Raw genomic sequence first — 21,104 nt, forward strand, 5'->3', positions numbered from 1 at the left:
CCCGCGCGCGTTCGAGGGAGCCCGACCACTTCAGGAGGAACTGTGAGCAGCGATCGGGACGGTATGCGCGGGGGCTGGGCCACACCCGACGACGACCAGCCCGACGCGGAGTCGGCCGTCGAGAACACGGGCGAGTTCACCATCGACTACGCCCCGCCCGCCTGGTACACGCAGAACGCGTCCTCCGGCGGGTCCGGGGGTACGGGCGCCTCCTCCGGGGGGTCCGACGGCGCCGGTGTGCCGACGGGCCCTGGCCCGGTGCCGCCGCCGTTCGTCCCGGCCGCCCCGCCGGTGGCCGGTCCCACGCCGCCGGTGCCGCCCGCGCCTGGCACCCCGGGTGTGCCCTTCGCGCCGCCCGCCCCCGCCTCCGGGCCCGGCGCTCCGTACGCCCCGCCCGCTCCCCCGGCCGGAACTCCCGTGCCGGTGCCGGGACTTCCGGTCGGTTTCGAACCGCAGCAGGGGCAGCAGCGGCAGCAGGGGCTGCCCCAGCCGGAGCAGGTGCCTTCGGCCCCCGAGCCGGACAACGGCGACCTGGAGAGCGGGGCGACGATGCGGTTCTCGGCCGCCGCTCTGAAGCGGGAGATCGAGGAGCACACGGCGGCGGAGGAGCAGCCGGAGCAGGGCGCAAAGGCGTCCGCCGAGGAGGCCCCGGCTGCCGACGGTGCCGATGCCGCCGCCGAGGGCGCCGGCGACGCGGCCGGTGAAGCCGCGTCCGAGGAGACCCCGGCCGCGACGACGGACGCGGACTCCGGGACGGACACCGCCCCGGAGGGCCGGGACACCCCCGCCACGGACGGCACGGACGGCGACGGCGAGGACGGCGACGACGCCCCCGAGGCCACCGCCCCCGACACGGACGCCGGGGAAGCCGGGGACCCCGCAGCCGAACCTGCCGCCCAGACCGCCCCGGACGCCGAGCCGCAGCAGCCGGCCGCCGACTCCGCCCCCGTCCCCGACGAGCCCCGGCCCGCTCCGGCCGAGGGCACCGCTCCCCCGGCCTGGACCCCGCCCGCCCCGCAGCAGGGCGTGCCTCCGCTGCCGCCGTCGTACCAGCCCGCCGCGCCCGCCCCGGCGGCGCAGTGGCCCGCGCAGGGCACGCCGCCGCACGGCGTTCCGCCGCAGGGCATCCCGCAGCAGCCCGGCCCGATGCCGCCCGCGCCGCAGCAGCCCCCGGCCGCGCAGGACACCGGCGCGCCCGGTCAGCCGCCGTTCCAGCCTCAGGCGCCGCAGCCCGCGCCGGCGGGCTGGAACCAGCCCGGCGCCCCGCTGCCCCCGGCCACCCCGCCCCACCCGGGCGCCCCGGCCCCGACGGCCGAGCAGCAGCCCAACCCGCAGCAGCAGCAGACCGGTTACGCCTTCCCGCACCCGCCGGGCCCGGCAGCTGCCCCCAACTCCCCCGGCGGCTACGCGTTTCCTCCCGCGAGCCCGCTCAACCAGGCACCCCCGGCCTCCGGTTACGCCTTCCCGCCGCACCGCGGACCCCAGTCCGCGCCCCAGCAGCCCGGCCCCAACCCCCCTGCCCAGCCGTCGGGTTACGCCTTCCCGCCGACCGGGCAGCCCCAGCCGCAGGCACAGCCCCAGGACCCGCAGGCCCAGCCCCCGCAGGCCCCGCCGGTCGACCCGCGCACCGGCACCGCCTGGCCGCAGGCCGTCCAGCACGACCAGCGGCAGCCCACCAACCCCGGTGCCGCGCCGCTGGGTTACACGGCGGCCGTGGAGCTGTCCTCGGACCGGCTGCTCAACAACAAGCGGCAGAAGGCGCGCAGTGGACGCCCGGCCGCCGCCGCGTCCCGGTTCAAGCTGGGCGGCAAGAAGGAGGAGGCGGAGCGGCAGCGCAAGCTGGAGCTGATCCGCACCCCGGTGCTGTCCTGCTACCGGATCGCGGTGATCAGCCTCAAGGGCGGTGTCGGCAAGACGACGACCACCACCGCGCTCGGCTCCACGCTCGCCTCCGAGCGCCAGGACAAGATCCTCGCGATCGACGCCAACCCGGACGCGGGCACGCTCGGCCGCCGGGTGCGCCGCGAGACCGGGGCGACCATCCGCGACCTGGTGCAGGCGATTCCGCACCTCAACTCGTACATGGACATCCGGCGGTTCACCTCCCAGGCAGCCTCCGGTCTGGAGATCATCGCCAACGACGTGGACCCGGCCGTGTCGACCACGTTCAACGACGAGGACTACCGCCGCGCGATAGACGTGCTCGGCAAGCAGTACCCGGTCATCCTCACCGACTCGGGCACCGGGCTGCTCTACAGCGCGATGCGCGGGGTCCTCGACCTCGCCGACCAGCTCATCATCATCTCCACGCCGTCCGTGGACGGCGCGAGCAGCGCGAGCACCACGCTGGACTGGCTGTCCGCGCACGGGTACGCCGACCTGGTCGCCCGCTCGATCACGGTGATCTCCGGGGTCCGCGAGACCGGCAAGATGATCAAGGTCGACGACATCGTGTCCCACTTCGAGACGCGGTGCCGGGGCGTGGTCGTGGTGCCGTTCGACGAGCACCTGTCGGCCGGTGCCGAGGTGGACCTGGACATGATGCGGCCGAAGGTGCGGGAGGCGTACTTCAACCTCGCGGCGATGGTCGCCGAGGACTTCGTACGGCATCAGCAGGCGCACGGGCTGTGGACCAGGGACGGCAACCCGCCGCCGGTGGCCGCCCCGCCGCTGCCCGGCCAGTACCCGCACATCCCGGGCCAGCCGACCGGTCAGCCGTACCCGGGTCAGCCGTACCCGGGTCAGCCCTATCCGCCGCAGCAGGGGCAGCCGCCGTACCCGCAGCAGCCGGGTCAGCCCTATCCGCCGCAGCAGGGGCAGCCCCACCCCGGGCAGCCCTACATCCCGCCGCAGGGACAGCCGCCGTACCCGCCGCAGGCCGCGCCGGGCCAGCAGCCACCGCAGCAGCCGCAGCCCCCGCTGTACGGCTACCCGCAGCCGGGACAGCAGCAGCCCCCGCAGCAGTAGACGCGGAAACGGAGAAGGGCGGCCGGAGCACCGGCCGCCCTTTCGTGTTCCGAGTGTCCCGAGGGTCCCGGGGGTTACGCGTCCGCCGCGACGATCTCCCGGCACCGCTCCACGTCCCGCCCCATCTGCTCCAGCAGAGCCTCCAGGGAATCGAACTTGGCCTGGCCGCGCACGTACGCCAGGAAGTCGACGGCGACGTGCAGCCCGTACAGGTCGAGACCGACGCGGTCGATGGCGTACGCCTCCACCGTGCGCTCGGTGCCGTCGAACTGCGGGTTGGTGCCCACCGAGATCGCGGCCGGCATCGCCTCGCCCTGGCAGTGCAGATACCCGGCGTAGACACCGTCGGCCGGGATGGCGGTGTGCGGCAGGGTCTCGACGTTGGCGGTGGGGAAGCCAAGCTCACGGCCGCGCTGCGCGCCGCGCACGACCACGCCCTCCACCCGGTGCGGACGGCCCAGGATCTCCCGGGCCCCGGCCACGTCGCCCTCGGCGATCAGACGCCGGGTCAGCGTGGAGGAGAACGGCGCCCCGCCGCCCGCCTCGCCGGTGAGGTGCAGGTCGACGACCTCCACGTCGTAGTCGTAGACCTTGCCCTGCTCGGCGAGGAAGTCCACGGTGCCGGCCGCGCGGTGGCCGAAGCGGAAGTTCGGGCCCTCCACGACCGCCTTGGCGTGCAGCTTGTCCACCAGGACCTTGACCACGAAGTCGGCCGGGGAGAGCTGCGAGAACTCCGCGGTGAACGGCAGCACCAGGACCGCGTCCACGCCCAGCTCCGCCATCAGCTCGGCCCGGCGGTGGTGCGGGGCGAGCAGCGGCGGGTGGCTGCCCGGACGCACGACCTCGCTGGGGTGGGGGTCGAAGGTGACCACGACGGCCGGGACGCCCAGCTTCCGGGCCCGGTCCACGGCGTGTTCGATGATCAACTGGTGGCCGCGGTGGACACCGTCGTAGGACCCGATGGTGACGACGCTGCGCCCCCAGTCCTGGGGGATGTCCTCCAAGCCACGCCAGCGCTGCACTGTGACCGCTCCTCGAACCCGTGTCCGTGTCTACCGTGGACCTGTCGCGCAGGTCCCGGTCTCCATCATTGACCTCTTGTGCAGGTCTAAGGGTGCCATGCCGCCCGCCCTCGCCCCGCATCGGCCGGGGGCTGTGAGCGGACGCACGTACGAGACCGCGACGATCGGTGCCCGGGACGGGGTTCGGTGCGCGCACGCGACGCGGCGCCGGCTCACACCGGTACGCGCGTCCCCGCCACGCTCTCGATCGCGCGCCGCGCGCCGGGGCCCGGAATCCCGGCCCAGTCGCCCGGCGCCTCGGTGAGCCAGCGGGCCAGCCGTGCGGCGAGGCCGGGCACCTCTCCGGCGAGGTCCGTCAGGCAGTCGTCGAAGCGGGCGGCACCCTCGGGGGTGCGGCCGCACAGCAGCCCGGTGCGGTGCAGCAGCCCGCGCGCCTCGGCCTCGTCGTCGCCGCCGTCACCCGCATGCCGGACGGCCGCGCGGGCCGCCGCGAGCAGCACGGCCGGTTCCCGCTCCTGGGCGAGCAGCAGGTCGAGCAGTTCGCGGCGCAGCGGTCGGGCGGCCGTCCCGCCGGGCGTGGCGAGCACGGTGGCGAGGGCGGTGCGGACCGGCTCGGGGCCCGTGGCGAGCAGGCCGCTCACCAAGGGCAGCAGTTCGGAGCGGGCGGTCGGGCCCTGGCCGAGGCGGCGGGCGACGTACGCGGCCACGGAATCCGCGCTGTCGGCGCCGGGCGCGACGGTCTCCCGGACCAGGGCGGCGACCCGGTGGACCAGCGCGGGATCGGTGACGTCCGCGAGTGCGCGCAGCGTCCGCGCGGTGTCCGGGCCGCCGCCGCGCAGCCGGGCGCGGAAGGCGGCGAGCACCGCGTCGGGATGGGTGGCCAGGGCGGGCAGCAGCGCGCCGGCGGGGATGCCGAGACCGCCGTCGGCGAAGCGGCGCAGCGTCTCGGTGAGGTGCTCCTCGCGGGTGTGCGGATCGCGGACCAGGAGGGCGAGGGCGCCTCCGTGCAGATCGCGGTCGGCGGGGCGGGCGAGCAGCGCGCGGGCGGTACGGCGCAGCAGGGTGCGGTCGTCCGGGGTGCGTGCGTGCGGGGCGGCGCGCAGGGCGAGGGCGGTCGCGGCCGCGCGCCGGGCGGGGCTCTCGTCGGACGCCCAGCGGTCGGCGGCGCGGCAGGCGGCGGCGGGTTCGTCCTCGGCGAGGACGGCGAGGAGTTCGTCGGCCCGCCGGTGGCCGCTGTCGGCCAGCGCCTCGGTCAGCTCGTCCAGGGCACCGCGGCGGTGGGTGTGCAGCAGGGCCTGCGCGGCGGTGGCCACGGTGGCGTGCGGGGCGGCGGGCAGCGGGCGTTCGTCCTCGAACCACGCGGTGAGGTGGGGCTGTACGGCGACCGGCTCGGCGGCGAGCAGCCGGGCGACCGCGTCGAGATACCGCTCACGCTGCCCCTCCCCGTCCGTGTCCCCGTCCGCGAGGACCAGCTCCCGCAGCAGCGCGAACCGTTCGGCGGCGGGCAGCGGCAGCGCGGTCCAGAAGGCGGGTCCGAGGTCGGCGGGCACCGGGCGCCGCCCGTGCCGCCAGGCGACGAGCAGCCCGGCGAGATGCCGCAGCACCTCGCGGTACGGCGCCGCGTCGGGCACGTCGAGCAGGGTGCGGGAGAGCAGCCGGGCCGCCCACCAGGAGGTCGGGTCCGCGTCCAGGGCGTCGGCCAGCTCCCGCAGCCGGAAGGCGAGCAGCCGGGCCCCGCGCCTGCGGCCGAGCAGCAGCAGCGCCTGGACTACGGGTCCGGCGCGGTGGTGCGGTACGGCGACGGGGGCGGACTGGCGCGGGCGGTGCACCAGCACGTCGAGCGCCGCCTCCAGGTCGAGGTGGCCGCCCTGGAGCCAGTCGGACAGCTCGCCGTGTGCGAAGCGGTAGCCGGTGCCGGTGGGCACCAGGAGCCCTTCGACCAGGACGGCCGAGGCCCAACCGGAGCCGCCGCCGAGCCGGGCGGGCGCGGGCCCGGGCGGGAACAGCGCCTCGAACGTCCTGCGGTCCAGCGCGCCCGTCCCGCTCCCCAGGGCGCGCCGCGCGGCCTCGTGCACCTGCCCGGCCACCCGGGTCGCGAGCCGCCGTACGGCCGTGCCGCCGGGGCCGCTCCCGGCGGTGAGGCGGACGGCTACGCGCAGGCACATCAGGTCGAGGTGGGCGGCGAACACCTCGTGCCGGTCCACTGGTGCGTGGGCGGGGGCGTCGGGCAGCGCGGCCCGCACCTCGGCGAGCAGACGCAGGGCGAGCGGATGCCGGGCGTCGCCCCCGTCGAGGGCGCCCTCCGGGACACCGTGCCGGGCGCGCGCGAGACGGGCCTCCCCGGCGGTGAACCCGGCGAGCCGTACGCGCGGCGGCGCCGCGCTCTCCGTGGTTCCCCGCTCCCAGTGCTTCGCGTGCTCCTCCCAGAACTCCTCCCGGCAGCCGATCACCAGCCGCGCCCCGCTCTCGCGCAGCCGGTCCAGTGTGTTCCGGGTCCACTCGGGCAGCCGCCGGACCAGCGCGGCCGGCATCTCCTCGGGGTCGTCCAGCAGGAGCAGCAGGGGGCGCCCGGCCCCGGCGGCGATGCGGGCCACGCGGCCGGGGTCGAGGTCGCCGGGCTCGCCCGCGCAGACGGCCACGCCCGCGCGCCGGAGCGCCCGGTGGGCCGCGTCGGCGAGGGAGTCGTCACCGCCGCGCAGGTCGGCGCCGCGCAGCCAGAGCGCGGGCGCGGGGTCCTCGCCCCGGTGACGGCGTACGGCGAGGGCGGCGAGCTGGGTCGTACGGCCGCTGCCGGGGGCGCCGGTGAGCGCGAGCACCTGGTGGGGGCCTTCGGTGAAGTCCGCCAGCTCCCTTGCCACGGCGGCTCGTTCCACCGGTGCCACGTCCTCGGCGAGCGGCGGGCCGTCGACGGTCAGGACGGCGCCGGTGAGTTCGAGGACGGCGGCGGGGTTGAGGTCGGCGCCGTAGGCGGGGACGGTGGCCGCGTTGCGGGCGAGGAGGGCGGCGAGGGCGCGGTCGGCTTCGGCCGGGCGCACCGGCAGGGCGAAGCCACGGTCGGCGCGCTCGGAGCGCAGGGCGGTGCCGAGGACGCCGAGGACCGCGCCGGTGCGGGCGTCCAGGACGGGACCGCCGGTCGTGCCGCCGCCGGGGCGGAGGGCGTCGCGGCCCGCCGTGCCGATCGCCAGTTCCAGGGCGTCGGCGAGGCGGCGCCGGCCGTCGCGGGCGGCGTAGGTGACGGGGGTGGTGGTGAGCACCCGGGCCTCGCGCCAGCAGCCCGCGGCGATCCGGACGTAGGTGCCCGCGTCGGTCCGCTCCCGCGCGGTCAGCGGCAGCGGCCGTACGCCGTCCAGGCCCTCGGTGCGCACGAGCGCGAGCCCCAGCGCGGGCAGCGGGACGACGGCGTCGGCTCCGGCGGTGGTGGTGCGGCCGTCGGGGGCGCTCAGAACGAGCCCGGTGAGCCCGTCGACGGCCTCGTGACTGGTGAGGAGGGTGCCGTGGTGGTCGGCGAGGAATCCGACGCCACGGAGGCGTCCGTCGGGGTCGTCGATCCGGACGAGATGGTCCATCGCCCTGCCTCCCGCCCGTGTGCCCGCGCCCTTTCCCTCGACGGTAGGGGCGCGATGATCACCGGAGAAGGCCGCGGGACGAAAGCGCCCCCTTAAGCTCCCCCGATTCACTCCGAGCGCCTGCCCGGACGGGTGAATGAACGGGTCCGACTGGACAGACCCTAGGGGTGGGGGAACCCAGGGGGGACCGTGGAGCGGCGGGTGTGGCACGTACCCCGTGGCCGCCGCTCCACGGGCACACACCCGGGAGTTCTCCAGCGGTCTTCGGTCAGCCGAAGACGGCGAGGCTCTTCGCCTTGCCCTTGTGCGCCTCGACCAGGGCGAGGAAGGCGCCCGCGGGGTCGAACACGGCGACGGGACCGGCGCCCGCGTACTCGTCGGGCATCTCCAGACGCACGCCGTTGAGCAGGAGACGGGCGCGCTTGGCGTCCACCTTCCAGCTCGGGAAGGCGGCCGTGGCGGCCTCGGCGACCGGCATCACGGACAGCTCGGTCTGCAGCTGGTCGAGCGTCTTGGCGGAGTCGAGCTTGTACGGCCCGACGCGCGTACGGCGCAGCGCGGTGAGGTGGCCGCCGACGCCCAGGTCGGCGCCCAGGTCGCGGGCGAGGGCCCGGATGTAGGTGCCGGAGGAGCAGACCACGGAGACGACCAGGTCGAGCACCGGGGTGCCGTCCTCGGCGACCGCGTCGCGCACGTCGTGGACCGCGAAGGAGGAGACGGTCACCGGGCGGGCCGGGATCTCGAACTCCTCGCCCTCACGGGCCCGCTTGTAGGACCGTACGCCGTCGATCTTGATGGCGCTGACCTTGGAGGGCACCTGCATGATCTCGCCGGTCAGCTTGGCGATGCCCGCGTCGACGGCGTCCCGGGTCACCTTGGAGGCGTCGGTGGAAGAGGTGATCTCCCCCTCGGCGTCGTCGGTGACGGTGTTCTGGCCCAGGCGGATGGTGCCCAGGTACTCCTTCTCGGTGAGGGCGAGATGCCCGAGGAGCTTGGTCGCGCGCTCCACGCCGAGGACGAGGACTCCGGTGGCCATGGGGTCGAGCGTGCCGGCGTGGCCGACGCGGCGGGTCCGGGCGATCCCGCGCATCTTGGCTACCACGTCGTGCGAGGTGAAGCCCGACGGCTTGTCCACGATGACAAGGCCGTCGGGCGGGGTGGGCTTGCTGCTCATTCGGCGCTGTCGTCCGTCTCGTCGTCGGACTCCGGCTTGCGGTACGGGTCCGCGCCACCGGCGTACGCGGCGCCCGCGGACGCCTCGCGCACCGCGGCGTCGGACTGCCGGGCCCGGTCGAGGAGGTCCTCGATGTTGCGGGCCGTGTCCGGCAGGGCGTCCGCGACGAAGGTCAGGGTCGGCGTGAACTTGATGCCGGCCGCGCGGCCGACCTCGGAGCGCAGGATGCCCTTGGCGCTCTCCAGACCGGCGGCCGCGGCCGCCCGCTCCTCGTCGTCGCCGTAGACCGTGTAGAAGACGGTCGCCTCCCGCAGGTCACCCGTGACCCGGGTGTCCGTGATGGTGACGTGCGAGCCGAGGCGGGGGTCCTTGATCCCGCGCTGCAGCTTCTGCGCCACCACCTCCCGGATGAGGTCCGCCAGCCTTTTCGCCCGAGCGTTGTCGGCCACTGGTCCGTCTCCCGTTCTTTCTTCTTCTAACGTTCTGTGGTCAGTCGTCGTCGCCGTGGAACTTGCGTCGCACGGACAGCAGCTCCACTTCGGGGCGGGCGGCGACCAGGCGCTCGCACCGGTCCAGTACGTCGGTGAGGTGCGCCGCGTCCCCGGACACCGCCGCGAGGCCGATGAGGGCCCGGCGGTGGAGATCCGTGTGGTCCACCTCGGCCGCGCTCACGGCGTATTTCCGCTGGAGTTCGGCGACGATCGGGCGGACGACGGAGCGCTTCTCCTTCAGCGAGTGGACGTCGCCGAGGAGCAGGTCGAAGGACAGAGTCCCCACGTACATGTGCAGCCGGTTCACCCGCCGGTACGGGATCGGTGGCCCGGGTCCGTGTGGACGGGGGCTCCAAGAACCGTACCGCGTACGTGCCGGTCGCTCGACAGGGTTTACGGCCCTGTGGGCTGCGGCCCTGTCCCCGGGGGGTTTCGCCCCCGGACCCCGTTCGCCCACCCGAACCCGCGCGTCTCGGGAGGTTGAAGAGTCGGACTCTCAACCAACCGGATCCGGCGGGTGGGTGGGCAGAGGGAGGGCTGGGGGCGGAGCCCCCGGTAACGGCGCGCTGGCCGACGGAACCCGTGAGTCCCGTCGGCCAGCGGCACCTAACCGCGATTACACCCGCGGCTTCTCGCGCATCTCGTACGTCGCGATGACGTCGTCGACCTTGATGTCGTTGAAGTTGCCGAGGTTGATACCACCCTCGTAACCCTCGCGGATCTCGGTGACGTCGTCCTTGAAGCGACGCAGGCCCTCGATGTTGAGGTTCTCCGCGATGACCTTGCCGTCGCGGATGAGGCGGGCCTTGGTGTTGCGCCTGACCTCGCCCGAGCGGATGAGGACACCGGCGATGTTGCCCAGCTTGGACGAGCGGAAGACCTCGCGGATCTCCGCCGTACCCAGCTCGACCTCTTCGTACTCCGGCTTGAGCATGCCCTTGAGGGCCGCCTCGATCTCCTCGATCGCCTGGTAGATGACCGAGTAGTACCGGACGTCCACACCCTCGCGCTCGGCCATCTGCGCCGCGCGGCCGGCCGCACGGACGTTGAAGCCGATGACGATGGCGTCGGAGCCCATGGCCAGGTCGATGTCCGACTCCGTGACCGCACCGACACCGCGGTGCAGGACGCGGATGTCGACCTCTTCGCCGACGTCGAGCTGGAGCAGGGAGGACTCGAGAGCCTCGACGGAACCAGAAGCGTCACCCTTGATGATCAGGTTGAGCTGCTGGACCTCGCCGGCCTTGAGCACCTTGTCCAGGTCCTCGAGCGAGACACGGCGCGTGCGCTTGGCGAAGGCCGCGTTGCGCTCGCGGGCGGCGCGCTTCTCCGCGATCTGACGGGCCGTACGGTCCTCGTCCACCACGATGAAGTTGTCACCGGCACCCGGGACGTTGGTCAGGCCCAGGACCTGGACCGGCGTCGACGGGCCGGCCTCGGCCACGTTGTTGCCGTTGTCGTCGAGCATGGCGCGCACACGACCGTAGGCGTCGCCCACGACCATCGTGTCGCCGACCCGCAGCGTGCCTCGCTGGACGAGGACCGTCGCCACGGCACCGCGGCCGCGGTCGAGGCGGGACTCGATCGAGATGCCCTGCGCGTCCTGGTGCGGGTTGGCACGCAGGTCGAGCGAGGCGTCCGCGGTCAGGATGACCGCTTCCAGCAGGCTGTCGATGTGCAGGCCCTGCTTGGCGGAGATGTCGACGAACATGGTGTCGCCGCCGTACTCCTCGGCCACCAGACCGTACTCGGTGAGCTGACCGCGCACCTTGGTCGGGTCGGCACCCTCGACGTCGATCTTGTTGACCGCGACCACGATCGGCACACCGGCCGCCTTGGCGTGGTTCAGCGCCTCGACCGTCTGCGGCATGACACCGTCGTTGGCCGCCACCACGAGGATCGCGATGTCGGTCGACTTCGCACCACGGGCACGCATGGCGGTGAACGCCTCGTGACCCGGGGTGTCGATGAAGGTGATCTTGCGCTCTTCGTCGTTGACCTCGGTCGCGACCTGGTAGGCACCGATGTGCTGGGTGATGCCACCGGCCTCGCCCGCGATGACGTTCGTCTTGCGGATGGCGTCGAGCAGGCGGGTCTTACCGTGGTCGACGTGACCCATGACGGTCACGACCGGCGGACGGACGACCAGGTCTTCCTCGGTGCCCTCGTCCTCGCCGAACTCCAGGTCGAAGGACTCGAGCAGCTCGCGGTCCTCCTCCTCGGGGCTGACGATCTGAATCGTGTAGTTCATCTCGTCGGCGAGGAGCTGCAGCGTCTCGTCGGAGACGGACTGCGTGGCCGTGACCATCTCGCCGAGGTTCATCATGACCGCGACGAGCGACGCCGGGTTGGCGTTGATCTTCTCGGCGAAGTCGGTGAGCGACGCGCCGCGGGACAGGCGGATGGCCTGGCCGTTGCCGCGCGGCAGCATCACGCCGCCGACGCTCGGGGCCTGCATGGCCTCGTACTCCTGGCGCCTCTGCCGCTTCGACTTGCGACCGCGACGCGCGGGACCACCGGGACGGCCGAAGGCGCCCTGCGTGCCACCACGGCCACCGGGACCGCCGGGACGGCCACCGAAGCCGGGACGGCCACCGCCGCCGCCGAAGCCGCCGCCACCACCGGGACGACCGGCGAAGCCGCCGCCGCCACCGCCGGGACGACCGGCACCGCCGCCACCGCCCGGACCGCCGGGACGACCGGCGAAGCCGCCGCCGCCCGGACGACCGCCGCCGCCGGGACGACCGGCACCGGCCGGACCACGGCCGCCGGGGCCGGGACGCGGGCCGGCAGCGGGACGCTGCGGCATCATGCCGGGGTTCGGACGCGGGCCGGCGCCGGGAGCGCCGCCGGGACGCGGACCGCCCTGCGGACGGGGCATACCGGCGGGCGACGGACGGGAACCGCCCGGAGCCTGCGGACGCGGACCGCCGCCCTGGGCACCGGGGCCCTGCGGACGGGGACCGGCGCCGGGAGCGCCGCCGGGACGCGGACCGCCCTGCGGGCGCGGAGCCTGCGGACGGGCCATGCCGGTGGAGCCACCGGAGGTGAAGGGGTTGTTGCCCGGACGGGGACCGGCCGGACGGGCGCCGGGACGCGGGGCCTGGCCACCGGGGCGCGGGGCGCCCTGACCGGGACGGGACGCCTGGCCCTGACCCTGGCCGGGGGCCGGACGGCCACCGGGCTTGGGCGCGCCGGGACGGGCACCACCGGGACGCGGACCGCGCTCGGCCGGAGCCTGCGGGGTCTGCGCGGCCTGGGCGGCCGGAGCGGTGAACTCCGGGGCGGCCGGGGCCGGACGCGGCGCGGGCTTGGGGCCCGGAACCGGACGCGGGCCCGGAGCGGGCGCGGACGCCGCCGGGGCCGAGGGGGTCGCCGGGGCGGCGGGCTGGGCCGCGGCCGGCTTGGGGGCGCCCGGCTTCGGGGCAGCCGGACGTGCCGCCTGCGCCGGAGAGGGCGCGGCGGGCTTGGGGGATGCCTTGCGCGGGGCGGGCTTGCCGGCGGACTTGCCGTTGCCACCGCCCTGGAAGGCGTCGGTCAGCTTACGTACCACGGGCGCTTCGATGGTCGAAGACGCCGAACGGACGAATTCACCGAGTTCTTGGAGCTTGGCCATGACGACCTTGCTCTCTACACCGAACTCCTTGGCGAGTTCGTATACCCGGACCTTAGCCACTTCGCTCCTTTGAGGTCCGGGTGAAGCCGGACCGTCGCTAGTTCATGGGCGTACTCATCGCGTACTCATCGAGTGCTCATCGCAATCTCGACCTGCTTTCGACTCGCGAGGTACCAGTCCGCGCGGGGTTCCACGCGGCGCACTTACGGTGTTGCCTGCTCGGCAACTGTCGTCTGCTCGACGTATCGGCGCAACGCGTTTGTGTCGAGCGGTCCCGGGGCGCGCAGTGCCCGCGTGAACGCCCGGCGGCGTACCGCCTGGTCGAGACAGACCAGGGCCGGGTGTACATATGCACCCCGGCCGGGCAGCGTACCGCGAGGATCGGGGACGCACGCGTCCTCGATCATCACGATCCGCAGTAGATCGTTCTTGGCCGCCCGCTCCCGGCACCCCACACAGGTGCGTTCAGGGCATAGTCGGGCTTGCGTCCGGCCAGACACGATTAAGTCTACCTCCCCGTACCGACCTCACCCCTTTGGGGCAAGGATCGAACAGTTTCCGCGCACGAAAATGAGCGATCCGGGCGAATCTCCGCCCGGATCTGCTGTCGGTCCTACTCGGCAGGCTGCTCGGTGTCGGGTCGGATGTCGATCCGCCAGCCGGTGAGACGGGCCGCGAGCCGGGCGTTCTGCCCTTCCTTGCCGATCGCCAGCGAGAGCTGGTAGTCCGGCACGGTCACCCGGGCGGAGCGGGAGGCGAGGTCGACGACCTCGACCTTGCTCACCCGGGCGGGTGACAGGGCGTTCGCCACCATCTCGGCCGGGTCGTCCGACCAGTCGACGATGTCGATCTTCTCGCCGTTCAGCTCGCCCATCACGTTGCGCACCCGGCCGCCCATCGGGCCGATGCAGGCGCCCTTGGCGTTCAGGCCCGAACGGGTGGACCGGACCGCGATCTTGGTGCGGTGGCCGGCCTCGCGGGCGATGGCGGCGATCTCCACCGAGCCGTCCGCGATCTCCGGCACCTCCAGGGCGAAGAGCTTCTTCACCAGGTTGGGGTGCGTGCGCGAGAGCGTCACGGAGGGACCGCGCACGCCCTTGGCGACCCGGACGACGTACGACCGCAGGCGCATACCGTGGTTGTAGGTCTCGCCGGGGACCTGCTCCTGCACCGGCAGGATGGCCTCCAGCTTGCCGATGTCCACGAGCACGTTCTTCGGGTCGCGGCCCTGCTGGACCACGCCGGTGACGATGTCGCCCTCACGCCCGGCGTACTCGCCGAGCGTGGCGTCGTCCTCGGCGTCGCGCAGCCGCTGGAGGATGACCTGCTTGGCGGTGGTGGCGGCGATCCGGCCGAACCCCGAGGGGGTGTCGTCGAACTCGCGGCGCTCCTGACCCTCCTCCAGGTCCTCCGGGTCCTCCTTCGCCCACACGGTCACGTGACCGGTCTGCCGGTTCAGCTCCACGCGGGCGTGGCGGCGGCTTCCCTCGGTGCGGTGGTACGCGATGAGGAGGGCCGACTCGATCGCCTCGACCAGCAGGTCGAAGGAGATCTCCTTCTCCCTGACCAAGCCCCGCAGGGCGCTCATGTCGATGTCCACGGCTACGCCTCCTCCTCTTCCTTCATGTCCTTCTTGTCCTTGCGGTTGAACTCGACCTGGACGCGCGCCTTGTCGATCTCCGGGAAACCGAGCCGGCGGCTGGTGGCCTTGCGGCCCTTCACACCGGGGACCTCCAGGTCCAGACCCTCGTCGTCCACGCCCAGGATGCGCGCGACCAGCTCGCCGCCCTCGGTGAGCTGGAACTTCACCAGGCGGTCCACGGCACGCGCGTAGTGGCGCCGTTCGGTGAGGAGGCGCTCGGCGCCGGGGGTTCCGACCTCCAGGTCGTAGGCCGCGTCACCCATCGCGTCGCTCTCGTCGAGCTTCGCCGAGAGCGCACGGCTCACATCGGCGATCTGGTCCAGGTCGGCCCCGGTGTCCGAGTCGACGACCACGCGCAGCACCCGCTTGCGTCCGACGGAGTCCACAGCGATCTCTTCGAGATCCAGCCCCTGTGAGGTGACGAGCGGTTCGAGCAGCTCTCGCAGCCTCTCGCTCTGGGTCGTGCTCATCCGGGTGACTCCTCGGCCGCGTGTGCTGTTGTGGGATGGGTCGCGTGTCTGGTCAAAGGGTATCCGGTCGCGACGGGTGTTGCCGTCCACCCTCGCCCCTCCCGGCCGTCCGGGGGCCCGCCCCTGGGCCGTACGGAGCCCGAGCGCGGTGCCGGTGAGGGGGGCGCGCGGGGTGCGCGGGTACGGTGATCACGGGCGTCGCGCCCGCCTGTGGTCTTCCCCCCGTACCAGCTCCCCCGAGGACGTCCGCCATGTCCTACCCTCCACCGTCGCGCGCCCGTTCGGGGCCGCGCAGGAGAACCCTGCTCGCCTCCGCCGCCGGGGCCGCCGTCCTGATCGCGGGCTGCACCTCCGGCACCGGCCCGGACGGCGACACCTCGTCGCCGTCCGCGCGGGCGCGGAAGCGGGCCGCCGCCGACAGCACGGCCCTGCTGGCCCGCTACGACGCCGTACTGGCCGCGCACCCGGGCCTGGACCAGCGGATCGCCCCGCTGCGTGCGGCGGTGGCCGCACACGCGGCGGCCTTCGACGGCAAGGCCGCGCCCAGCGCGTCCGCGTCGCCGTCCGCCGGCGCTTCCGCCGCGGCCGGCGGGGACGACGCCAAGCACGGCGGGAAGGCGGCCTCCGCCGATCCCGGCACGAGCCCCGACCCGGTGCCCGCCACCGAGAAGGACGCGCGCGCGTGGCTCGCCGCCGCCGAGCGCACGCTCGCCGACCGGCGGGCCAGGGCGCTCCTGGACGTGCCCGGCGAGCTGGCCCGGCTGATGGCGTCGGTGGCGGCCGCCGGTGCGGCCCACGCGTTCGTGCTGACCGAGGGGGACAAGTGAGCGACAGCACCACCAGGAAGGCCGAACTGACCGCGCTCCAGGCAGCGTTGGCGGCCGAGCACGCGGCGGTGTACGGCTACGGCGTCGTCGGCGGCCGGGTCGGCGCGGGCCGCCGCGCCGAGGCGAAGGCGGCCTGGGACGCCCACCGGGCCCGCCGGGACGCGCTCGCGCGCTCGGTGCGGGACCTGGGCGGCGAGCCGGTGGCCGCGAGCGCCGCGTACGCGCTGCCGTTCACGGTCGCGGACTCCGCCTCGGCGGTGAAGCTGGCCGCCGATCTGGAGCAGCGGGTCGCCGGGGTCTACTCGGACCTGGTGCGCTCGGCGACGGGCGAACGGCGCGCCTCGGCGGCCGGTGCGCTGCGCGAGGCGGCGGTCCGCGCGGTGCGCTGGAGCGGGGAGAGCGTAGCCTTCCCTGGGCTCGCGGAGCGGGCCGGTGACGCGGCCGGACGGGCCGGTACGGCCGGCCGCACGGCTGCGACGGGCTCGGCGTCCCCGTCGGCGTGACCCGCCGCGCGGGCCCGTAGGGCGGCGCCGGCGGAGCAGACCCAGGAGGAAGGAAACCACTCGCGCATGGCTTTCGAACCGCCGCAGCGCCTGGTGCGGGCGACCGGGGAGACGGCGCCGCCCGGCGACGACTGGCTCGCGGAGCTGCCCCGGGCCGCCGAACGGGCCGTGGCCCGGCGGGGGCTCACCGTGGAGCGGGTCCAGGTGCCCGGCGGCCGCAGCAGCCTGGTGCTGCTGGTCCGGCGCGCCGACGGCACCCCGGCGGTGCTGAAGCTGGCACCGGGCCGGGCCCGCCCGGAGAGCGAGCGGGCCGCGCTTGCGCACTGGGGCGGTCTGGGCGCGGTACAGCTCCTGGAGAGCACCGCCGAGGACACCGCCGAGGGCGCACTGCTCCTGGAGCGGCTGCACCCGGAGATGTCGGTGCGGTCGCTGCCGGAGGCCAAGGCGCTCCTGGAGGCGGCGGGCACGCTGCGACGGCTGTGGGTGCCGCCGCCGACGGGCGAGGGGGCGCACCGCTTCGAGACGGTGGCCGAGCGCACCGGGCGGCAGGCCGAGGCGATGGCCGCGAGCGCTGTGACGGACACGGCGGCCGCGCCGCTGGTGGACGCGGCGCTCGCGGTACGGGACGAGCTGCTGGCCGGGCCGACCGAGGACCGGCTGCTGCACGGCACGTTCCGGCAGAGCAAGGTGCTCGGCGCGGACCGGCTGCCGTGGCTCGCGGTGGGCCCGGACCCGGTGGTAGGCGACTGTGCATTCGACCTCGCGCGGCTGGTCCGCGACCGGGTGGAGGACCTGATCGCCATGCCGTCGGGCGCGTCCGTCACCCGCCGCCGGATCAAGAAGCTCGCGGAGTCGCTGGAGGTGGACCAGGAGCGGCTGCGCGGCTGGACGCTCTTCCGCGCGGTGGAGTCGGGGGTACGGGCGCGCCGGGTGGGCCGGGAGCAGGACGCGGAGCTGCTGCTGGAGTTCGCGACCTGGCTGTAGAGCCGTGGGCACTGTCACAAACGCCGGACCCGGCCGCCCCCCGAGGGCGACCGGGTCCGGGTGTACGGGGGCTCAGGCGGTGAGGCGGGCGACGGCCTCCTCGACCGTGAGCTCCTCGCGCTCGCCGGTCTTGCGGTCCTTCAGCTCCAGGACGCCCTCACCGGCGCGGCGGCCGGCCACCAGGATCTGGGGCACGCCGATCAGCTCGGCGTCGGTGAACTTCACGCCCGGGGAGACCCCGGCGCGGTCGTCCACCAGGACCCGCACGCCCGCGGCGCTCAGCTTCGCGGCGACGTCGAGGGCGACCTCGGTCTGGAGGGCCTTGCCCGCGGCGACGACGTGCACGTCGGCCGGGGCGACCTCCTTGGGCCAGCACAGGCCCTGCTCGTCGGCGGTCTGCTCGGCGAGGGCGGCGACGGCGCGGGAGACGCCGATGCCGTAGGAGCCCATGGTGACGCGGACGGGCTTGCCGTTCTGGCCGAGCACGTCGAGCTTGAGGGCGTCGGCGTACTTGCGGCCGAGCTGGAAGATGTGGCCGATCTCGATGGCGCGGTCCAGCTTCAGGCCGGTGCCGCAGTTGGGGCAGGGGTCGCCCTCCTGCACCACGACCACGTCCACGTAGGCGTCGACCTCGAAGTCACGGCCCGCGACGACGTTCTTGGCGTGCGTGTGCTCCTTGTTGGCACCGGTGATCCAGGAGGTGCCGGGGGCCACGCGCGGGTCGGCGATGTAGGTGACCTTCTCGCCCAGGCCCTGCGGGCCGACGTAGCCGCGCACCAGGTCGGGGCGGGTGGCGAAGTCGGCCTCGGTGACCAGCTCGACGGCGGCCGGGGCGAAGTGCGCCTCGACCTTGTCCATGTCGACCTCGCGGTCGCCGGGGACGCCGACGGCGACGATCTCGCCGTCCACCTTGACCAGCAGGTTCTTCAGGGTGGCGGAGGCGGGCACGCCGAGGGAGGCGGCAAGCGTCTCGATGGTCGGGGTGTCCGGGGTGGGGATCTCCTCCAGCGCGGGCACGTCGCCGGCGTCGACCTCGACCAGGCCGTAGTGGACGGCCTCGGTGTTGGCGGCGAAGTCGCAGTTGGGGCAGTCGGCGAAGGTGTCCTCGCCCGCCTCGGCCGGGGCCAGGAACTCCTCGGACTTGGAGCCGCCCATGGCGCCCGCGGTGGCGGCGCAGATGCGGTAGTCGAGGCCGAGGCGCTCGAAGATCCGGCGGTAGGCGTCGCGGTGCAGCGCGTAGGACTGGGCGAGACCCTCGTCCTCGGTGTCGAAGGAGTACGAGTCCTTCATGAGGAACTCGCGGCCGCGCAGGATGCCGGCCCGCGGACGGGCCTCGTCGCGGTACTTGTTCTGGATCTGGTACAGGATGACCGGCAGGTCCTTGTAGGAGGACGCCTGGTCCTTCACCAGCAGGGTGAAGATCTCCTCGTGGGTGGGGCCGAGGAGGTAGTCGCCGCCCTTGCGGTCCTGGAGGCGGAACAGTTCGGCACCGTACTCGTCCCAGCGGCCGGTGGCCTCGTAGGGCTCACGGGGCAGCAGGGCCGGGAGCAGGACCTCCTGGGCGCCGATGGCGTCCATCTCCTCGCGGACGATGCGCTCGACGTTGGAGAGCACCTTCTTGCCGAGGGGCAGCCAGGACCAGATGCCCGCGGCGGTACGGCGGACGTATCCCGCGCGGACGAGGAGCTTGTGGCTGAGCACCTCGGCGTCGGCCGGGTCGTCGCGCAGCGTCTTCGCCAACAACTGGGACATGCGCTGGACCGGTGCGTTCGCCATGGTTCTCGTACTCCTGCCGGAAAAATGAGGTGATGGCACAGGAGGTTAGCCGGGTCGCCGGTGCCGGTGGAAATCGTTATGGGCGCAGCAGCGGCAGCGGGGCGCCCATCACGGCGTAGGGGCGGGGCGCGCTCGGGAAGTGGACGCGGCGGGCGAGGTCGGTGTAGCCGAGGGAGCGGTACAGCCCGCGGGCCGGGCTGTCGGTGTCGATCGCGGAGAGGATCGAGCGGGGCTCGGCGGCGCCGTCGGTGATGGCGGTGATCAGCCGGCGGCCGATGCCCCGGTTCTGGTGCTCGGGGTGGACGTGCAGCTCGGTGATGACGAAGGCGTCGTCCAGCCAGAAGTCGGTGCCCTGTGCGCGCAGATACGGCTCGACGACCGTGGACCACCAGTGCGTACGGGAGTTGGGCATCCCGTACACGAACCCGACCAGCCGCCCGCCCGCGAGCGCGCCCAGGGCACGGGCGCCGGGGAACTGCATGTGGCGCTGGACGATCTGGCGGCGGACGGCCACCTCGTCGGGGCCGAGCCCGAAGGCGACGGCTTGGACGGCCAGCGCCTCGTCGACACGGGCGCCGAGGTCCAGGGGGCCGATCACGAGGTCCATGCGGGGAGCGTACAGGGGCGTGTACGGGGGGTGCGGCGAGCGGGGGCGGCGCCGGAAGCCGCCCGCCCGGGTCCGTCGGTTCAGAACAGCACGCTCATGAAGGCGCCGACCTCCTGGAAGCCGACGCGGCGGTACGTGCGGCGGGCGGCGGTGTTGAAGTCGTTGACGTACAGGCTGGCCACGGGGGCGACGTCGGCGAGCGCGTACCGCAGGACGGCGGCCATGCCGGGGGCGGCGAGGCCCTGGCCGCGGTACTCGGGGGCGACCCAGACGCCCTGGATCTGGCAGGCGCGGGGGGTGGCGGCGCCGATCTCCGCCTTGAAGACGACGTTGCCGCGCTCGTCGAGGCGGGCGAAGGAGCGGCCGGAGCCGACCAGTTCGGCGACCCGGGCCTGGTAGAGCAGTCCGCCGTCGCCCGCCATCGGGGAGACGCCGACCTCCTCGGTGAACATGGCCACGCACGCGGGCATGATCGTGTCGACCTCGTCCTTGCGGATGCGGCGGACGTACGGGTCGGGCGCGATGTCGTCGGGCATGTGGTCGGTGACCATGAGCGGCTGGTGGGCGCGGATCTCGCGGGCGGGGCCCCAGTGGGGCTCCAGCAGGCGCCACAGCTCGGCGGTGGCTCCGGCGGGGCCGACGATGGAGGAGCAGCGGCGGCCGGCCCGGCGCGCGCGGTCCGCGAAGGCGCGGACGGCTCGGGGGGTGGCGCAGATCGGCACGAGGTTCGCGCCCGCGTAGCACAGCGAGGTCAGGATGCCGTCCTCGTACCAGCCCCACATCTCGCCGCCCAGCCGCCAGGGGTCGAGACCGGCGATCTGGACGCGGGCGGTCACGAAGGCGTTCGCGACCGGCTCGCGGTCGAGAACGGCGAGCGCGGCGTCGAGGTCGCTCGGGTCGAGGACCCGGGAGGTGGTCTGGGTCAGCACGGGTCTCATCCTGAGGGTTTGGCTGTGCGCCGTCCAGTTCGTGGGGTGGGGGTCCCTGGCGGGTGCGGGTTTCCCGCGGGGCGGGGCGGCGGTGGGTGCGGGTCGGTGGTGGCTGGTCGTGCCAGCCCGCCTGGCGGCGAAGGTCTCGCGCGAGTGCGGGCCGTCCGTGGCTGGTCGCGCAGTTCCCCGTGCCCCTTGTCGGCTCCGCCGCCCTGTGCGGGGCGGCGGAGCCGACGGCGGGGGAATGCTCAGCCCGCTACCGCCACCGACGGCTCGCCGGAGGCCACGCCGTCCGCTTCCATCTGCTCGGCCAGCTTCATGGCCTCCTCGATGAGGGTTTCGACGATCTTGGACTCCGGGACGGTCTTGATGACCTCGCCCTTGACGAAGATCTGGCCCTTGCCGTTGCCGGAGGCGACACCGAGGTCGGCCTCGCGCGCCTCGCCGGGACCGTTCACCACACAGCCCATGACCGCGACCCGGAGCGGAACCTCCATACCCGTCAGCCCCGCGGTGACCTCCTCCGCCAG

17 protein-coding genes are annotated in these 21,104 nt (G+C 74.2%); 4 read left to right on the top strand and 13 right to left on the bottom strand.

Features of this window, described 5'->3' with window-relative positions; translation table 11 throughout:
* Nucleotides 1-42: 42 nt before the first annotated feature.
* The gene (locus tag ACWEEU_RS28550; protein ID WP_451736137.1) at nucleotides 43-2,967 is read left to right on the top strand and encodes an SCO5717 family growth-regulating ATPase; all 2,925 of its coding nucleotides are present in this window, start codon (nucleotides 43-45) and stop codon (nucleotides 2,965-2,967) included.
* Between the two features lie 74 nt (nucleotides 2,968-3,041).
* On the opposite strand, the gene ACWEEU_RS28555 is transcribed toward ACWEEU_RS28550, so the two are convergent.
* The 9 genes from ACWEEU_RS28555 to rimP all read right to left on the bottom strand — a co-directional run bounded on the left by ACWEEU_RS28555 (nucleotide 3,042) and on the right by rimP (nucleotide 14,948).
* Nucleotides 3,042-3,989 (bottom strand): bifunctional riboflavin kinase/FAD synthetase, encoded by a 948-nt coding sequence (locus tag ACWEEU_RS28555; protein WP_385745062.1) that lies wholly within the window; start codon nucleotides 3,987-3,989, stop codon nucleotides 3,042-3,044.
* A 212-nt stretch (nucleotides 3,990-4,201) separates the two neighbouring features.
* Complete coding sequence (locus ACWEEU_RS28560) at nucleotides 4,202-7,555, bottom strand: trypsin-like peptidase domain-containing protein (protein WP_451736140.1); 3,354 nt, start codon at nucleotides 7,553-7,555, stop codon at nucleotides 4,202-4,204.
* A gap of 268 nt (nucleotides 7,556-7,823) precedes the next feature.
* Nucleotides 7,824-8,729 carry a tRNA pseudouridine(55) synthase TruB gene (gene truB / locus ACWEEU_RS28565; protein ID WP_451736143.1) on the bottom strand — a complete coding sequence of 302 codons (906 nt, stop codon included), beginning with the start codon at nucleotides 8,727-8,729 and terminating at the stop codon, nucleotides 7,824-7,826.
* Nucleotides 8,726-9,178 (bottom strand): 30S ribosome-binding factor RbfA, encoded by a 453-nt coding sequence (gene rbfA / locus ACWEEU_RS28570; RefSeq protein WP_385745057.1) that lies wholly within the window; start codon nucleotides 9,176-9,178, stop codon nucleotides 8,726-8,728. Before rbfA ends, truB begins: the two co-directional genes overlap by 4 nt.
* 40 nt (nucleotides 9,179-9,218) lie before the next feature.
* Nucleotides 9,219-9,512 (bottom strand): DUF503 domain-containing protein, encoded by a 294-nt coding sequence (locus ACWEEU_RS28575; RefSeq protein ID WP_026248395.1) that lies wholly within the window; start codon nucleotides 9,510-9,512, stop codon nucleotides 9,219-9,221.
* A 324-nt stretch (nucleotides 9,513-9,836) separates the two neighbouring features.
* Entirely contained in the window at nucleotides 9,837-12,896 is a 3,060-nt protein-coding gene (infB, locus tag ACWEEU_RS28580; RefSeq protein WP_451736145.1) for a translation initiation factor IF-2, read from the bottom strand.
* A 143-nt stretch (nucleotides 12,897-13,039) separates the two neighbouring features.
* Nucleotides 13,040-13,336, bottom strand: coding sequence for a YlxR family protein (locus ACWEEU_RS28585; RefSeq protein WP_385745053.1), 297 nt, complete (start codon nucleotides 13,334-13,336; stop codon nucleotides 13,040-13,042).
* A gap of 113 nt (nucleotides 13,337-13,449) precedes the next feature.
* A complete protein-coding gene (gene nusA / locus ACWEEU_RS28590; protein WP_018544850.1) occupies nucleotides 13,450-14,436 on the bottom strand; it encodes a transcription termination factor NusA in 987 nt (328 codons plus the stop codon).
* 2 nt (nucleotides 14,437-14,438) lie between these two features.
* On the bottom strand, nucleotides 14,439-14,948 hold the full coding sequence (rimP, locus tag ACWEEU_RS28595; protein ID WP_385745051.1) for a ribosome maturation factor RimP: 510 nt from the start codon (nucleotides 14,946-14,948) through the stop codon (nucleotides 14,439-14,441).
* A 251-nt stretch (nucleotides 14,949-15,199) separates the two neighbouring features.
* Here rimP and ACWEEU_RS28600 point away from each other — a divergent pair, with 251 nt between their 5' ends.
* The 3 genes from ACWEEU_RS28600 (at nucleotide 15,200) to ACWEEU_RS28610 (ending at nucleotide 17,262) form a co-directional block, all read left to right on the top strand.
* Entirely contained in the window at nucleotides 15,200-15,775 is a 576-nt protein-coding gene (locus ACWEEU_RS28600) for a hypothetical protein (protein WP_451736149.1), read from the top strand.
* A complete protein-coding gene (locus ACWEEU_RS28605) occupies nucleotides 15,772-16,278 on the top strand; it encodes a DUF4439 domain-containing protein (protein ID WP_451736152.1) in 507 nt (168 codons plus the stop codon). The genes ACWEEU_RS28600 and ACWEEU_RS28605 overlap by 4 nt, the downstream gene beginning before the upstream one ends.
* A gap of 66 nt (nucleotides 16,279-16,344) precedes the next feature.
* A complete protein-coding gene (locus tag ACWEEU_RS28610; protein WP_385745045.1) occupies nucleotides 16,345-17,262 on the top strand; it encodes an aminoglycoside phosphotransferase family protein in 918 nt (305 codons plus the stop codon).
* A 72-nt stretch (nucleotides 17,263-17,334) separates the two neighbouring features.
* On the opposite strand, the gene ACWEEU_RS28615 is transcribed toward ACWEEU_RS28610, so the two are convergent.
* From ACWEEU_RS28615 to ACWEEU_RS28630, 4 genes are all read right to left on the bottom strand, one after another.
* Nucleotides 17,335-19,038, bottom strand: a complete 1,704-nt coding sequence (locus tag ACWEEU_RS28615) for a proline--tRNA ligase (RefSeq protein ID WP_385745043.1) — start codon at nucleotides 19,036-19,038, stop codon at nucleotides 17,335-17,337.
* A 76-nt stretch (nucleotides 19,039-19,114) separates the two neighbouring features.
* Entirely contained in the window at nucleotides 19,115-19,645 is a 531-nt protein-coding gene (locus ACWEEU_RS28620) for a GNAT family N-acetyltransferase (protein ID WP_385745041.1), read from the bottom strand.
* 80 nt (nucleotides 19,646-19,725) lie between these two features.
* Nucleotides 19,726-20,574 (bottom strand): GNAT family N-acetyltransferase, encoded by an 849-nt coding sequence (locus ACWEEU_RS28625; protein WP_356095206.1) that lies wholly within the window; start codon nucleotides 20,572-20,574, stop codon nucleotides 19,726-19,728.
* A gap of 248 nt (nucleotides 20,575-20,822) precedes the next feature.
* Nucleotides 20,823-21,104 (bottom strand): flavodoxin-dependent (E)-4-hydroxy-3-methylbut-2-enyl-diphosphate synthase (locus ACWEEU_RS28630; RefSeq protein ID WP_451736157.1); only part of this gene is annotated, 282 nt, incomplete at its 5' end.

The sequence above is a fragment of the Streptomyces sp. NPDC005004 genome, assembly GCF_053600675.1.

What these genes read in the sequence shown, in the direction of transcription:
- ACWEEU_RS28560 (WP_451736140.1), bottom strand. Translation starts at nt 7,555, where the DNA reads ATGGACCATCTCGTCCGGATCGACGACCCCGACGGACGCCTCCGTGGC.
- truB (WP_451736143.1), bottom strand. Translation starts at nt 8,729, where the DNA reads ATGAGCAGCAAGCCCACCCCGCCCGACGGCCTTGTCATCGTGGACAAG.
- ACWEEU_RS28575 (WP_026248395.1), bottom strand. Translation starts at nt 9,512, where the DNA reads ATGTACGTGGGGACTCTGTCCTTCGACCTGCTCCTCGGCGACGTCCAC.
- rimP (WP_385745051.1), bottom strand. Translation starts at nt 14,948, where the DNA reads ATGAGCACGACCCAGAGCGAGAGGCTGCGAGAGCTGCTCGAACCGCTC.
- ACWEEU_RS28600 (WP_451736149.1), top strand. Translation starts at nt 15,200, where the DNA reads ATGTCCTACCCTCCACCGTCGCGCGCCCGTTCGGGGCCGCGCAGGAGA.
- ACWEEU_RS28610 (WP_385745045.1), top strand. Translation starts at nt 16,345, where the DNA reads ATGGCTTTCGAACCGCCGCAGCGCCTGGTGCGGGCGACCGGGGAGACG.
- ACWEEU_RS28615 (WP_385745043.1), bottom strand. Translation starts at nt 19,038, where the DNA reads ATGGCGAACGCACCGGTCCAGCGCATGTCCCAGTTGTTGGCGAAGACG.
- ACWEEU_RS28620 (WP_385745041.1), bottom strand. Translation starts at nt 19,645, where the DNA reads ATGGACCTCGTGATCGGCCCCCTGGACCTCGGCGCCCGTGTCGACGAG.